The following is a 15,168-nucleotide window of genomic DNA, read 5'->3' as shown; positions in this document are numbered from 1 at the left end:
CTTATCCAAGATGGGTAAAACCGAAAACAAATCGATATCCCCATAAAAAGAAAAATGCCAGTCAGCTTAACTGACTGGCATTAGGCAAAGCCCCTTTTATATTATTTATTTAAGAAATGAGAATATTGTATTAGCAATATCGGTGTTATCGATGTGCCCGGCAAATTTCTCAGCTCCAACACCGTAGGCAAATACCTGAACATCTCCGCCCGAATGGCCCAACGAGGTCCAGCCGGTAACGGTACGTTGGTTAATCACTGTTCTGAGTGCAGGTTTTAACCCTTTGATATTGTTATTTACAGCGTCATTGATGCGATTAAATTCATCGTCGGTCAATGCAAAATCAATGTGTTTATTCCATACTGCTTTGACATCTTTATTTTGGGTCATTTCTGCTGCAAGGGTATCGATAGAGGCGTGAATTTGTTTTATCATTTCACGTTTCCATAAATACTGACCATTGGCACCGATGCTTAAGCCTCCCGTACTATGGTCGGCGGTAACAACCACCAGGGTTTCTCCGTCTTTTTCCGCAAACGCTTTCACCGCTTTTAAAGTGGCAGCAAAATCATCCATTTCACCCATGGCACAGGCAATATCATTAGCGTGCGAACACCAGTCTATCTGACTACCTTCCATCATCACAAAAAATCCATTTGGATTGTTTTTTGATAGCAGTTCCAGCGCTTTTGTTGCCATTGGCGCTAAGCGTCTTGGATGTTCGCCACTATCAATGGCAAAAGGTAAACCGACAGGTGCGTATAGTCCTAAAGCCGGTAAACGGGTTAATACATCCAGATTTTGTATATCGTCGCTGTACTGATAACCGAGTTGTTTAAATTCATTTACCAGGTTGCGGTCTTCACGGATAAAATATTTGGTACCGCCACCCATCATTAAATCGATGACCGGCTTTCCCTGATAAGTATTGCTTAAATAGTTGTCAGCGATTTGATCGTAGTTTGAACGTTTTTCGTTGTGCGCGATAAAAGCAGCTGGCGTTGCATGGTTGATTTGAGACGTCACCACAACCGCTGTGTGTTTACCCAACTGTTTTGCTTTTTCTAATACAGTTTCCAGTGGTTCTTTATGGGTATCCACACCAATAGCACCGTTATAGGATTTAATCCCGGCGCTTAAGGCAGTGGCGGCGGCGGCTGAATCAGTGACAACGGTGTGGTCGTCCGGATAGGTTGAGGCCATGCCAACTAACATTGAATCAAATACAGTTTCATCAATTGGTTTAGTGGTTAAATCATCAGCGTAGTCTCTATAGGCTGTGGTGTGTTCAACACCCATGCCATCGCCGATTAAAAAGATAATGTTTTTGGGCGTTTGTTGTGCCTTAGCCTGTGTGCTTGATTGTTGTGTCGTGGCACAACTGCTGGAAAGCAGGGCCACACCCAAAGCAAGGGTGAGAGAACGAAACTTCATATTTTTAGGAAACCTTAGTTTAGAAAAATCATTTGGCGGAGGCATTGTAATCTGCCTCCTCCTTAATGCAATGATCAGCGCTGGAGAATTGAGTAAAGGTTACTCAAATAGTTCGCTATGCAGGTCGGTAACAACTTGATTACTCGTATCTTCTTTAACCAAAAATGACATGTTATGTGGATTGGCACCGTAACAAATCATACGTAAGTTGTGCGCATTTAATGCCTGGAATATACGACTGGAAACCCCTGCTTCACTGTGCATGTTATTACCCACCACGGTAACCAAATCAAAACCTTCCTCGACCACGACTTCACAAATCTCACGTAAGTCTTTGATGATCTGCTGATTGATCTTTTTACGTACTGAATTAGGCGGATTATCAATGGTTAAAGATACTGAAATCTCGGAAGTGGTAACCAGATCCACACTGATTTGATGTTTTGCCAGTATGCCAAAAACGTGTGATAAAAAGCCTGATGCATACAGCATACTAGGCGTTTTTACCGTAACCATTACCTGATCTTTACGGCGGGTAATTGCCCTGTAATAGGGTTCCTGAGAGCAATCTTTGGCAATCCAGGTGCCACCTTTTTCGGGTTCTCTGCTGGATCCGACAAACACACGAATATTTTTACGCAGAGCAGGTACCATTGTTGCCGGGTGTAATACTTTTGCGCCAAAGGTGGCCATTTCTGCTGCTTCATCGAAGCTCAATTCTGGTAATGGGCGCGCTTTGTTGGTAATACGTGGGTCAGTGGTGTAAACACCAATAACGTCGGTCCAGATTTCGCAGGTTTGTGCATTCAGCGCTTCGGCCAGCAGAGCCGCAGTGTAATCGGAACCACCGCGACCTAATGTGGTGGTTTTGTTATTGGAATCAGAGCCAATAAATCCCTGAGTTACCAGAACCTGTTCTGCCAATGCAGGTGCCATTAACTGCTTAGCATGGTCGGCAATCTGTTCAATATCGGGTGTACCTTGTCCAAACTGACTGTCGGTTTTAATGACACGACGAGCATCAAAATTAAGGGCCGCACAACCTTCTTGTTTAAGTACCTCAGTAAAGAGTAAAGATGACATGCGTTCACCCATACACAGTAACGCATCTTTGCCTTCATCTGTTTGCAGGTTTTTAGTGTTGTGCGCCAGTTCACTCAACTCGCTTAACAGGCTTTGCAATTCCAGTTGTGTTGCCGCGTTATCATTGAGTTTTTCCAGAATGGCAAACTCGATTTTTTCAATACTGGCAATGGTATTGTTGATTTGCTCTGTGGTTAACTCGTTATTAGCTAAATCAACCAGATAGTTAGTAACGCCGGCTGATGCACTGACCACTACCACGCGAGTGGCAGGGTTGGACGCGACGATTTTGGCGCAGTTTTGCATGGCTGCAAAGTCCGCCACGCTGGTGCCACCAAATTTTGCAATATTGAGAGTGGTGCTGTTCATTTGTCCCGATAAACCTTGTAAAAATAGCCTGCAGAAAAACGCTATACGTTAGCAGTTTTGTTACAGGGTTGGTATCGATTTTGAGCAGCTATGAAATGTTTTTTTATGCATAAATTATAGAATTTTATGCAGTTAATTGTTTTAAAGTATCCAGCAGTGTTAATCCTTCGCTGTAACACAGGCCATCTTCGGTTAGCGTATTGTCTCGCGTAACACCATCGACGCTGCCTTTAAGACTTAGATACTGAATTATTTGCAATGGATTAAGCAGACTGAGTAAGTTGGTTTGGTTCCATTTTTGTAAAAAAAGAATAAGTCCGTAAGCTGCCCAGTTCGATACATCTGCTATCACAAGTTCACTGCAAGTTGTGACGCTGGGGACGATATTGAGATGTGCGAGTTGCTGATGGATATTACCCATTCCTATTTCGTTACCGCCATCACCAATACCAATGCTCGGGCAGTTACTTAAGGTCATGAAGTCATCAAAACATGCACAGCGTGCACTAATATCCTCACCGCGCATATTATAAAATTTACCGTCGGCTGTGCGGCCAGCCCGCTCAATGGAAATAACTGCTTGTGGTTGCCATTGAGCAATTATATCTGTGACCTGTTGCTGACTCAGAACAGAGTGCCCAAGAGGTAGCTGTATCGCTTCATAATCATTTTTTACCGCAGAATATAACGGATCGCCACACACCAAAACCGGACGTTTGTTCAACGCAGCCAAAGCCTGATACAAGGCAATTGCACCAACGGGACCATCTGTTTCAAAGGTATTGCCCACCGGGAAACCCGTGCCAATAAATATTACTCCGTCAGCAAGCTGCAACAACTCCGCAGCCCGTGCAATATAACCCGGGGTTAACAGCGGTTGCAGGCTTTTCATTCCGCGTAAGTTTTTTTCTATCAGTAGGTCTTCTACTTGCTGGCTTAACGTTAAATCAGCAGGATTTAATCCTAATACGCTTGTCATAATTAACAGCCTGTCGATAAGCTTTTGTTGGTAATATCACTTACCAGCATACAGCCAGGGCTGTGTGTGATGCAGAAGGGCGGTTTGGCTTGTTCAAGCGCCACTTGCGGGGTAACCCCACAGGCCCAGAAAACGGGCACTTCGTTTTGCCTGATGGTAACCGCATCACCAAAATCTGGCTGATTAATATCACTAATACCAATCATTTCAGGAAAGCCAAAATGTACAGGTGCGCCATGTACCGACGGGAAACGGTCACAAATCTGAACTGAACGGATAGCATCAGCAGGTACCATAGGCCGCATACTGACAACCATATTGCCGCTGAACTTTTCACTCGGAGTGCAGGCTATATTGGTGCGGTACATAGGCACGTTTTTATTTTCGGTTATGTTGCGGATTTCAATGCCATCATCGATTAATGCTTCTTCAAACGAAAACGAACAACCAATAAAAAAGGTCACCAGATCATCGCGCCAGTATGCTTCTACATCTGTGACTTCGTTGATGAGTTTGCCGTGCTCAAACACTTTGTAACTCGGCAAGTCGTGGCGGATATCGATGCCTTTACCTACTTTGTCCAGATGAATATCTCCCGGATTTTCAGACACGGCAACTAAAGGGCAGGGGCGTGGGTTTTGTTCACAGAAACGCTGGAAATCGCTCGCCCAATCAGCAGGTAAAATAACCATATTGCATTGCACAAAACCTTTGGCAAGGCCCGACGTATTGCCGGTTATTTCCTTATTACGTACTTTTTGTCTGATCTGTGCCGGTGTGAGTTGTTGCATCGATGACTCCAAATGGTCGTGATTTAATTTTATACCAAGCTAAAAACAATATTTATCTGCTGCCCTGAATACCGCCCGTATGTAAAACCAGGATATTGGCTTTATGGCCAAAGGATTGCTGTTCGAGCATCGATTTAAGCGCAAAGAATAACTTGCCACTATAAACTGGTTCAATGGGAATATTGTATTTATTTGTGATTTGCTGACAAAAGTCCTGTAATTCAGCAGGAGATTTGGAATAACCACCGAAATGATACTGATGATTAATCTGCCAGTTTGTTTGTTTGTTATTATCTACAAACCTGTTCACCAGTGATTCAAGGTAATCCTGCCCTTTGAGCACGGCAATTCCTGTTACCTGGGATTTGCCGGCTGGACTTGCGTTAATGATTCCGGCCATAGTGGCACCGCTGGCAACGGGTAACAGAATATAGTCGTACTGGCGGTTAAATTCATTCACACATTCAGTAATACCAGCTAAAGCCTGATGTTGAGAGCCGCCCTCTGGGATAATTACGGCACCGGGAAATCGTTTGTTAAGCGATTGCAAAAACTCATCGTCATTACGTTGCTGGTAGTTTTTTTTATCCACAAACTCGATTTGTGTTCCCCAATTATTCAGATCTCGCAGCATTGGCGTTAGAACCGGGTAGTGGCCTCTTACAATCGCAGTCAGTTTTATATTGAGTTGATGACAGCAGTAGCCCAAAGCATGCAGATGGTTTGAATAACCTCCACCAAAACTAATGATGTGATCAACGTTTTGCCGCTGAATATCATTCAGAGCAAATTTGAGCTTGCGCCATTTATTGCCTGATATCACCGGGTGTAACAGATCATCACGTTTTATCCAGATACGACAATCTGCCGGATTATGCCAATCTGGTTGAAAGGAGTGTTCAGGTGAGGGAGATTGGATCTGTAAAAATTTTTCTAACATGGCACACTGAGATAAAACGGGTTGTAATAAACAACAGGGTTAAAATAACAACAGCAAGGATACCTTATGCAAAGCATTCTTATATGTCTATTTATTGCAGTGCTAATGCCAATCATCGTTAAACTACCGCTGGCTATTGCTCAACATAAAGCCGGAGGGTATGACAATAGTCTGCCGCGCATACAGCAAAGCCAGCTAACTGGTTTTGGTGCCAGAGCGAAAGCCGGGCATGAAAATGCCTTTGAAGCTTTGATCTTTTTTGCGCCTGGCGTGCTGGCGCTGGTGGGTATGTCGGCTGTTACTCATCAGGCTGTTTTATATGCCCAAATATGGGTGGTGGCGCGTGTCATTTACCATCTGTTCTATCTGATTAACGTACATATTTTACGCTCTGTTAGCTGGGCGGTCAGTTATGCGATGAGTCTGTTGATTTTATGGCAGGCCATTCAAATGGCGGGAGTGACGCTTGAGTAGCAAAAAAGCAGTGGTGAGATAGACAATAAAAAAGGAGCCTTTTGGCTCCTTTTAAAATTCGACACTGAGTAACTCGGTAGCACCGGTGAAGGTCAGAGTTTTTATATCATCTTTACCTTCAATATTGACGGTGTTTATCTGACTTGGCCATAACTCGCGCAGCGCATTATGACGCACCGATAAGTTATGTAGTTCTACCGGGATATCAGTTTCCTGATAAACCCAGAAAAACTTACCATCAATTTCAAACCCCACTTTGGACAGTGGCAATGGTTTATCGTCTTTAAGTAGTTCAAAACGTTTTGCCACATAGTCACTGAAGGTTTGTTGGGTTTCCTTTGAGTTAAGAATATCGGCATGCTGACCAAATATAACCCGCACGGCATGTTCGGCATCATGCAGATAAAATTTATGCATAACCTCGATATGATGCGTACGGGCATTAAATAATACTGTGGTTATTGCGGCCTTCTGCTGATGCCCTAAAGCGGGCATCAGGCTGGCAATAACCGTCAGACTTAAAGTCAGCCAAAGACGTAACATGTTAATTACTTGTCACCTTTTTTGTCGTCTTCGTCGTCGTCAGTTTTCAGCTCAGTTTTGATATCCTGCATAATGTCACGTGATACCTTGCTGGTGCTCTTCTTACGTTTGTATGCTTCTACACGTGAAGGAATGATACGACGCGGATAGTAGTTGTTCTCGATATCAACGTCAGCCGTTTCCCAACGTGGATCGATTTCAACACTCTTCAGCACTTTATCTTTGTCGGTCACAATCAGTTTTTTCACTGATTCTGAGTTACGACGCCATATTTCCGCAGGGATACGCATATCCTGTGAGGTACCATCTTCGAAGTCCAGTTTCAGGATAATTGGCATCACTAAACCACCTTTGTTAGAAAAGTCTAACACGTAGTAGTTTTTGTCTTCTTTAACCGCACGTTCAAACGCAGCACGTTCCCAGTCTTTTAAACCTTTAAGGAATTTCTGGTAAGCATTACGCTCTTTGTTGGTAACGGTGAAACGGTCATTTTCGTCGTAGAAGTCAGTAACGTCTGGGTTTTTCTCAACCCATAATTTCATGCCTGCTAAACGGTTACGTTCGTCAGTCAGAGATAATGGTTTGTCCTGTTCAAACTTGCGCTCACGAGCGAAATCGATGTCAGGATCTTTAGTATCCATACGCATGCTGTATACGTGGTCGATTGAGATATCAACGTGGTCAGTGGTATAGAACCAGCCACGGAAGAACCAGTCTAAATCAACGCCGCTGGCTTCTTCCATGGTACGGAAGAAATCAGAAGGAGTCGGACGTTTGAATTTCCAGCGGTTTGCATATTCTTTGAAAGCAAAATCAAACAGTTCACGACCTAAAATGGTTTCGCGCAGAATGTTCAGTGCAACAGCAGGCTTGGTGTAAGCATTAGGACCTAAACGCAATACACTGTCAGACTGAGTCATCACAGGAACCTGATTTTGAGACTTCATGTAACCCACAACGTCACGCGGCTCTACGCCCCAGGGAATTTGTGGATCCCATTCGCGGCCAGCAACACCGTCCAGGAAGCTGTTCAGACCTTCGTCCATCCAGGTCCACTGGCGCTCGTCAGAGTTAACGATCATTGGGAAATAAGTGTGACCAATTTCGTGAATAACTACGCCAATCAGGAAGCGTTTTTCTGCCTGAGAGTATGTGCGGGTGCCGTCATCCTGTAATTCAGTGCGAGGCCCGTTGAAGGTAATCATCGGATATTCCATGCCACCTACAGGACCATTAACTGATTGTGCAGTTGGATAGGGGTAATCGAATGAGAAACGTGAGTAAACTTCAAGTGTGTGGATCACAGACTCTGTAGAGTATTTCTTCCACAGATCACCACCTTCTTTAGGATAGAAAGACATCGCCATAACGAAGGGTTCAACTGCACCACCCTGATGATAACCTTTAGCATCCCACATAAATTTACGTGAAGAACCCCACGCAAAGTCACGAACGTTGTCTGCTTTAAAACGCCAGGTTTTGGTTTTGTTGGTGCCGGCTTTTTCGTTTTCCAGCGCTTCTTCTTCAGTTACGATGAAAACAGGACGCTTAGCGTCTTTAGCCTGCTCTAAACGCATTTGTTGTTCGCGGGTTAACACTTTCTTCGGGTTAACCAGTTCACCGGTAGCAGCAACGATGTGATCGGCAGGAACCGTCATTTCAACTTCATAGTCACCAAATTCAAGGGTGAATTCACCACGACCCAGGAATTCTTTGTTAGTCCATGCTTCGTAATCAGTGTAAGCATGTAAGCGCGGATACCACTGAGCTAATAAGAAGATATCATTGCCACCTTCGTTTTCGTCATCAGGGAAATGTTCGTAACCAGAACGTGCTGATACTGCATCTTCTTCCACGATATTAAACGCATAATCCATCGAGAATTTAACGCTTTGGCCAGATTTTAATGGCTTGGCCAAATCAATACGCATATTGGTACCAACAATCACATAGTGAAGTTTGTTACCGTCGCTGTCTTTGATGTTTGACAATTCATAACCCAGCTCATGGTCTGCCATAAATTGCTGGCGACGCAGCTCATCAAGGCTTAATTTTGCAGGGGTATTGGCATCACCAGCAGAGGTAGCAGGACCACGACGCGCAGGATCGGCAAAAGCGGTTGTCAGTTCAGCCATTGAATCAGGCTTGAACTTGTTTTGATCAAGTTGTAACCACAGGTATTTCAGCGTATCAGGAGAATTATTGGTATAAGTAATGTGCTCTGATGCTTCAATACGACGCTTTTGTTCATCAAGTTTGGCTTTGATTTTGTAATCGACTTTTTGTTGCCAGTACTTGTGACCGGGTTCACCGGCAGCGTTACGGTATACATTAGGGGTAGGAAGCGCTTCGTCTAACTGACGGAATTTATCCTGAAAGTGCCCCTTGGTTTGTTGAATGGTTGAAGCGTGAGTAAAGGTCGAAACCAGCACTACAGCGCACAACGCGAGACGTTTATACATAAATACTCCTGCGACTTTTCCTGTGGAGAAAAGCAAGGTTAAGTTAATCCGAGGATTCGGAATAAAATATAAGCCATGCAGAATACCCAATTCCGTTTGCCGGATAAAGGCGTAAAAAACACCTAAATTTTGTAAACGCGCCGCAGCGGGCTATTTTCGGTAATGTTTCACGATGAATCAGGGATTTTTTGAGACAAAGCGACAGTTATCTGAGTAGGGTAAAACACTGGGCGCACGTCCTTTTTTGAGTTTTTGTTGTAACTGCTGCCAGAATTCACACTGAAATAATTCAGGATGAAAGTATTTAAGTCGGGATTTGTAGGGTTGCTGTCCAACAATAAAATGTTCAAATTGTTGAGGGAAAACATCGCTGGGAGCTATGGATAAACTGTCCATCGCAAAAGGATCACTCGACTGTGGTAATTCACGGAAGTTTTTTTCCGGCATTAAACTGATTTCATCGTAATCGTAGAAAATTACCCGTCCATGACGGCTGACACCAAAGTTTTTATGCAACATATCACCGGGGAAAATATCAGCAGAGGCGATTTCTTTAATGCAATTTCCAAGATCATTAATAACTGTATCAATTTGCGAATCGGATAAATTCCGTTGAAGGTACAGATTTAATGGCGTCATTCGCCGTTCAATATACAGATGTGAAATAATGATTTCGTTGGGCGTAACCCGGATACTGCCAGCAGCAACCTGTTGCAAATAACTTAATAACTGTTCGCTGACGCGATGACGTGGCAGATGAAAATGGTTAAATTCATGGGTATCGGCCATTCTGCCCACGCGATCATGTATTTTAATGGTGCGATAACAATGTTTGACCTGCTCGCGGGTAACCGATTTGCTGTCGCCAAACTGGTCACGAATAATTTTAAACACCACATCATAAGAAGGCAGATGAAACACTGCCATTACCAAACCCGCAATGCCCGGCGCTTGTTCAAACATATCGTTCGACAGTTCTAAATGGCGAATAAAATCCCGGTAAAATGCGGTTTTACTATGCTTGTGAAAGCCAATAGAACTATAGAGTTCATAGTGTTTTTTATCCGGTAATACCTGATGTAAAAACGCGACAACTTCAGCCGGACAATCACAGGCCATTAAAAAATAGGAACGTGCAAAACCAAATAACACACTAATGCTGTCGGTATCACTAAGCAACGCATCAAGATAAACATGACCTTGCTCGTTTAACATCATCACAATAACAAAAGGCTGGCTGTCGCATTCCGTGCAAATCCGGCCAATTAAACAGGCATAGTGATTGCGATAGAAAACAGGTTTAAGTATTTCGATACGCGAAATTGTTGATGTCTGATTAACTGTCTGACTCCGTAAACGCGCGCATAACAGTTCGATGTCCACCGATTTTGAACACCATTTTTCACCAAACTCAACCTCCTTTAGCAATAAATCAAACGTCTGATTAAGTGACTGATTAAAGTGTTGTGTGTGGACTACCTTGTCGCGCAATTGGCCCGGCAGATAACAGCGGCTGGGCAATACAAATAGCAGCTGGTCATTGATTTTATTGTGGTGAAAAAGACGGCCTATTACCGAGTTATAAAAACTTTCCAGTAACTCTGTTTGTGAATGATTATTTAAGACCTCATAGAAGCCTTGCTTTAACTCTATCCAGAACTGGTTGGTTTGCAGCACTGGATTCAGTTTGTCATAAATATGGCTGACCACACTGGCTAATTGTTGCTCGTAAACATTTAATCGTGCCTTGCTGGCTAACTGGATTTGCTGCCACTGCCCGCGTAGAAATAATGCGGATGCGCTGTGGCTAATAATTTGGTGTTGTGAAAAATACTGCTCAAAACCTTGCAGTATTATTTCTGATAGCTGTTGTTGCAAAGCCTGGTTGGCTGAAGATGACGAGGCAGGCGAAGACATTAATTAGATGCCGCCTGAATTTGGCTTTGCTGAAAGTCATGGCTCATTTGCTCTAATCGCGCTTGTGCATCCCCGGAGAGAGCTTTGAGCACAATAGCGCTGCATAAACCGCTGGATGCATCTTTTTTAGAGCCCTGACGTACCTGTTTAAATCCTGCCTGCGGCCAGAATTTTAGTAAGTCATCACTGGCGGCAAAGGCGCTTCCAATAAAGTCTTGTTTCGCCAGCGCGGCGGCATCGGCTAAATAATTCAACAAGGCTAAGCCTAATCCTTGTCGCTGCACCGAGGGCTGCACGGCGATACGGATAATGCGCCAATAGTTTAGTGTAACTAAATTCTCATCCTGGCAGTTAAGCCCAAGATTTTGCGCTAATAAATGGCCTTTTACTCTGCGTTTACCTGCGCTTATGTCCTGGGCTAATGTTTGCAGTTTTTCACCACCTTCAATACTTACCAGCGCCGCAGCAATTAACTGTTGCTGGTCGCTGGCAACAAACACTAACTGGTCGGGTGCATCGAGTAATCTGACTAAATCATCTGGTGTAGTCTGATAGTGAGCATTAACCAGTAAACTAAATATCTGATTAAGTAAGTCGGGTGAGTGGCATAGCTTATCTGCGCTGATTAAGCGGAATGTTATTTGCTTATGAGCAATGACATTAGACTGTAAATCCGCGCACTCAGCACTTTTTAGTAGCAAGCAATCAAACCAGAATTGTTCAAGTGGATCGTGATTAAACCAGCGTATAGGTTGGCTCAATTCTATGCTCTGATAATTTGCGAAGCGTTGTTTAAGTCTGGGTTTAAAGCGAATGTCAAACCCGCGGCCACTACCTTCATAACCATGAATCGTTGAGGCAAAAACAATTGAACGATATTGCTGAGAAAGCACGTCTAATATTGGTGCCGGAATAGCGGCTGCTTCATCAACCAATAATAAATCGGCAGCTGGCTTTTCAATTAAAATACGATCAACTGGCATAAAATGTATTTTATGTTCACCAACTGTTAATTTGTGTCGGTTTAACTCAGCATTTAGCTGTTGTTGAGCATGATAAAAAAGCTGACTGACATTGGAAAATACTGGCGCGGTAACCAATATAGTTAGCGGCCGATTGGCTTTTTGAATAATTTGAGCCGCAGCGAGTCCCATCACCGATGATTTTCCGCGCCCTCGGTCAGCAGTGATAACGAGTGGTGCTGTGGGTTGATGAAATAATTCGACTATGGCGTCTAATGCTTGTTGTTGCTGAATAGTTTTACACAAGTCATTTTGTATCTTGTGTGTAACCTCAGGTTCACTTAGCTGACCAACATAAGTATTTTGCTGAGAAATATGCACGCGTTGTGCGTGCTGTTCGATTGCGTGCATAAACCAGTGAATAAATAAACTTTCATCGTTTTGTTCAGTAAAGCCATAACTAATGCGTAACTGCTTTTGTGGATCGGGAAAGCGTGGCCAACTATGAAAAGGAGGGCAAACCAAAATCATTATGCCAGCACGTTTTACCGTGCCACTTAATGCCGCCAGCGCATTGGCACGAATGCCGGAATAGCAGTTATAAACAACGGCATCATATTCCCCGCCTAAACATTGATGATACTGGGATGATTGAATTGGTTTGATAGCGATATTTGACGGTGAAGATATCGTCATATCGCCACACCAGAGCACACTCGAGTTTGCTAACAAGCACTCCAGAGCCTGTTCACACGCCCAGTTTTGTCCGCCTTCAATTGTGACTAACTGACGATGGCGGGGAGATGATGTCCTTTGTTGCAACCATTTTTGCAACTGATTGTTCAGCATTAATTTTTTCAAGGTTCATTGCGTTGTATAATGTCGCTAGTTTATTGAATATTTTTAAGGAATACGAATGCGCTTTTTATCCCGCCGTTTGGTGATGCCAAACGATTTAAATTACGCCAATGCCCTGTTTGGGGGACGAGCCCTTGAATGGATCGACGAAGAAGCCGCAATTTATGCTATATGTCAGTTGGAAACCAATTTTCTGGTGACTAAGCATATTGGTGAAATAAGCTTTGAATCTCCGGCCATTCAGGGCGATGTCGTGGAATTTGGATTAGAAACCAAAGCCGTAGGTCGCACTTCGATCACCGTATCATGTTTAGTGCGTAATAAAGCCACCAAAAAAACCATTTGTTATGCGGATGACATTGTATTTGTCAGGGTTGATCCTGATACTAAAAAGCCCATTCCACATGGCAAAACGCAGGAAGAGTTAATCAGACAAACGGAAGAAGAAATTCGTAGTTTGAATATGAATCCAAATCCAAGTGCGTAGGTTTTAATGCAGAGCATTTACATGTTTAAGGCGTGTAGTTATACTGCGCGCCACATTAGGGGAGTAGCTTTCTCTTTCGAGAAAATACGTCAACATACTTGAGCCCTCATTGGCTTATGGCGTATTTGTACCGCTTCGGTATTAGCAAGACCTAAGGTAATACTCAGCCTGTTTGCGGGACGCTGAGTTTTGCCTTATGTCAGCTTGTCCCGCCGGAGTTTTTATGGAATCTTTTTTCGCTTCTTTGTCTACTGTTGCTGTTGCTGAAATTGGCGATAAAACGCAGCTGCTATCTTTGTTACTTACCCTTAAATTCAGAAATAAGCTGGCGATTGTGGCTGGTATTCTGGCTGCGACCATCGTCAATCATGCTTTATCTGCCGGTGTGGGCGTGTGGTTGGCACAGTTTTTTCAATCATCTGTCGGACAAAGTATCATCGCCTTTTCATTTATTGCCTTAGGGGTCTGGTTATTAATCCCGGATAAAGATGAAGAAAGCGATAGTCGCTTTGACCGCTACGGTCCTTTTATTGCCACCACCATTTTATTTTTTATTGCTGAAATTGGCGATAAAACCCAAATTGCCACCGTTTTACTTGGCACCCAATATCAATCCCTGGTTTGGGTCACGTTAGGCACCACGCTCGGCATGTTACTGGCCAATGTGCCTGTGGTTGTTTACGGTGAAAAATTGATGCAACGTATTCCCTTTGCGGCGGTACATCAGCTTGCTGCGGCGCTATTCATCGTTATCGGTTTGTATTGGCTGGTGTTTTAACGTAAAAACAGGGACAGAGTAAGGCGTGTAAAGGAACTTGTGATGAAAAAGTACCTGAGTTTATTAGTGGTTATTTGGCTTGCTGGTTGTGCCAGTGCAGACTGGCGAACAGCGAGTCGTGAACCTGCGGGTATTGCACCAGATCCTGTTACAGAAAAAAATGCGGTTATCGAAGTTTATGCTGCCGATGCCTTTAGTTGGCGTGGCTGGTTTGCGGTGCATACCTGGCTCGCGGTTAAGTCGCAAAATGTTGATTCATATACTGTGTATGAGGTTGTTGGTTGGGGTGTTGATCAGGGCCGTCCGGCTTTGCGTCAATATACAACTGCTACACCAGATCGCTATTGGTATGGCGCCAAACCTTACAAAGTACTTTCGGTAACAGGGGACAAAGCGCAGCGTTTGATCCCCCAAATTACTCAAGCAGTTGCTCGCTACCCATGGGCAAATCAATATCGTCTGTTTCCCGGGCCTAACAGTAATACCTTTCCTGCTTGGGTTGGTAAACAAGTGCCCGAACTGGAGCTGGATATGCCATTTAGTGCAATTGGTAGTGGCTACGCAGATTAAATGAATTTGAATAAGTAAAACTGAGGAATATTATGTCTAAGCGAGTTTTTGTTCTTGCGCAATTTAAACCAAAAGCGGGTCAGGAACAGGCATTATTTGAAACGTTAAAAGCCCTTGAACCCGATTCGCTGCGCGAACCTGGATGTATTCAATATATAGTCACGCGTCAGATTGACCATCCCAGTGCCAGCCGTAATGAATATCCGATTGTATTTAATGAAATTTGGGAAAGTGCTGAAGCCTGGTCTGCGCATGGCCGTCGCAAACAGATTCAGCAGTTTTTTGAGACTCAGGTTCAGGCAGAAACGGGCATGGTTGCTGATGCGCAGGTTACGGCTTATAGCGATGAAGCCGAAAATTATGATGCTCCAGTATTTGAGTAATCATTCCCTCCGCTAATAAAGCCGGTTAATAACCGGCTTTCCAGCATATAAATCGCAATATTATTGTGGTTTATTCATTTATCTGGCTCATCCGTAAGATTTCCTCGTCTTTTTTAATTGTGTTAAGTCTTTGGCTTA

Annotated in this window: 14 protein-coding genes and 1 riboswitch; of the genes, 5 read left to right on the top strand and 9 right to left on the bottom strand. The window is 43.7% G+C overall.

Translation table 11 applies throughout. From position 1 onward, the window contains the following. Positions 1-105: 105 nt before the first annotated feature. The 5 genes from H8B19_RS04530 to H8B19_RS04510 form a co-directional block, all read right to left on the bottom strand. Positions 106-1,434, bottom strand: a complete 1,329-nt coding sequence (locus tag H8B19_RS04530) for an alkaline phosphatase (RefSeq protein WP_186505584.1) — start codon at positions 1,432-1,434, stop codon at positions 106-108. Between the two features lie 99 nt (positions 1,435-1,533). Beyond that, positions 1,534-2,886, bottom strand: a complete 1,353-nt coding sequence (lysC, locus tag H8B19_RS04525) for a lysine-sensitive aspartokinase 3 (RefSeq protein WP_186505583.1) — start codon at positions 2,884-2,886, stop codon at positions 1,534-1,536. A gap of 124 nt (positions 2,887-3,010) precedes the next feature. Next, positions 3,011-3,865, bottom strand: coding sequence for a glutamate cyclase domain-containing protein (locus H8B19_RS04520; RefSeq protein ID WP_186505582.1), 855 nt, complete (start codon positions 3,863-3,865; stop codon positions 3,011-3,013). A 2-nt stretch (positions 3,866-3,867) separates the two neighbouring features. Then, positions 3,868-4,656, bottom strand: coding sequence for a putative hydro-lyase (locus H8B19_RS04515; RefSeq protein WP_186505581.1), 789 nt, complete (start codon positions 4,654-4,656; stop codon positions 3,868-3,870). 52 nt (positions 4,657-4,708) lie between these two features. Then, positions 4,709-5,596: a 1-aminocyclopropane-1-carboxylate deaminase/D-cysteine desulfhydrase gene (locus tag H8B19_RS04510; protein ID WP_186505580.1), complete on the bottom strand. Its 888-nt coding sequence runs from the start codon at positions 5,594-5,596 to the stop codon at positions 4,709-4,711. Positions 5,597-5,662: 66 nt separating this feature from the next. Between H8B19_RS04510 and H8B19_RS04505 the strand changes: the two genes are divergently transcribed. Continuing rightward, positions 5,663-6,070 carry an MAPEG family protein gene (locus tag H8B19_RS04505; RefSeq protein WP_186505579.1) on the top strand — a complete coding sequence of 136 codons (408 nt, stop codon included), beginning with the start codon at positions 5,663-5,665 and terminating at the stop codon, positions 6,068-6,070. Between the two features lie 51 nt (positions 6,071-6,121). Here H8B19_RS04505 and H8B19_RS04500 read toward each other — a convergent pair whose 3' ends face one another. The 4 genes from H8B19_RS04500 to H8B19_RS04485 all read right to left on the bottom strand — a co-directional run bounded on the left by H8B19_RS04500 (position 6,122) and on the right by H8B19_RS04485 (position 12,815). Then, on the bottom strand, positions 6,122-6,613 hold the full coding sequence (locus tag H8B19_RS04500) for a DUF6702 family protein (RefSeq protein WP_186505578.1): 492 nt from the start codon (positions 6,611-6,613) through the stop codon (positions 6,122-6,124). A gap of 5 nt (positions 6,614-6,618) precedes the next feature. Further along, complete coding sequence (locus H8B19_RS04495) at positions 6,619-9,075, bottom strand: M1 family metallopeptidase (RefSeq protein ID WP_186505577.1); 2,457 nt, start codon at positions 9,073-9,075, stop codon at positions 6,619-6,621. A gap of 177 nt (positions 9,076-9,252) precedes the next feature. Then, positions 9,253-10,992 (bottom strand): bifunctional isocitrate dehydrogenase kinase/phosphatase, encoded by a 1,740-nt coding sequence (gene aceK, locus H8B19_RS04490; protein WP_186505576.1) that lies wholly within the window; start codon positions 10,990-10,992, stop codon positions 9,253-9,255. Beyond that, positions 10,992-12,815, bottom strand: a complete 1,824-nt coding sequence (locus tag H8B19_RS04485; protein WP_186505575.1) for a tRNA(Met) cytidine acetyltransferase TmcA — start codon at positions 12,813-12,815, stop codon at positions 10,992-10,994. Before H8B19_RS04485 ends, aceK begins: the two co-directional genes overlap by 1 nt. A gap of 55 nt (positions 12,816-12,870) precedes the next feature. Here H8B19_RS04485 and H8B19_RS04480 point away from each other — a divergent pair, with 55 nt between their 5' ends. The 4 genes from H8B19_RS04480 to H8B19_RS04465 all read left to right on the top strand — a co-directional run bounded on the left by H8B19_RS04480 (position 12,871) and on the right by H8B19_RS04465 (position 15,030). Next, positions 12,871-13,299: an acyl-CoA thioesterase gene (locus tag H8B19_RS04480; protein WP_186505574.1), complete on the top strand. Its 429-nt coding sequence runs from the start codon at positions 12,871-12,873 to the stop codon at positions 13,297-13,299. A gap of 50 nt (positions 13,300-13,349) precedes the next feature. Continuing rightward, positions 13,350-13,519: riboswitch (yybP-ykoY riboswitch) on the top strand. A 3-nt stretch (positions 13,520-13,522) separates the two neighbouring features. Continuing rightward, on the top strand, positions 13,523-14,077 hold the full coding sequence (locus H8B19_RS04475; RefSeq protein WP_186505573.1) for a TMEM165/GDT1 family protein: 555 nt from the start codon (positions 13,523-13,525) through the stop codon (positions 14,075-14,077). Between the two features lie 42 nt (positions 14,078-14,119). After that, complete coding sequence (locus H8B19_RS04470) at positions 14,120-14,647, top strand: DUF3750 domain-containing protein (protein WP_186505572.1); 528 nt, start codon at positions 14,120-14,122, stop codon at positions 14,645-14,647. A gap of 32 nt (positions 14,648-14,679) precedes the next feature. Next, the gene (locus tag H8B19_RS04465; protein ID WP_186505571.1) at positions 14,680-15,030 is read left to right on the top strand and encodes a putative quinol monooxygenase; all 351 of its coding nucleotides are present in this window, start codon (positions 14,680-14,682) and stop codon (positions 15,028-15,030) included. Positions 15,031-15,168: the final 138 nt, after the last annotated feature.

This window comes from Neptunicella marina (genome assembly GCF_014270035.1).
GTDB classification, from domain to species: Bacteria; Pseudomonadota; Gammaproteobacteria; order Enterobacterales; family Alteromonadaceae; genus Neptunicella; species Neptunicella marina.
Note: the sequence above shows the minus strand (reverse complement) of the source record. Positions and strands in the feature narration are given on the sequence as shown.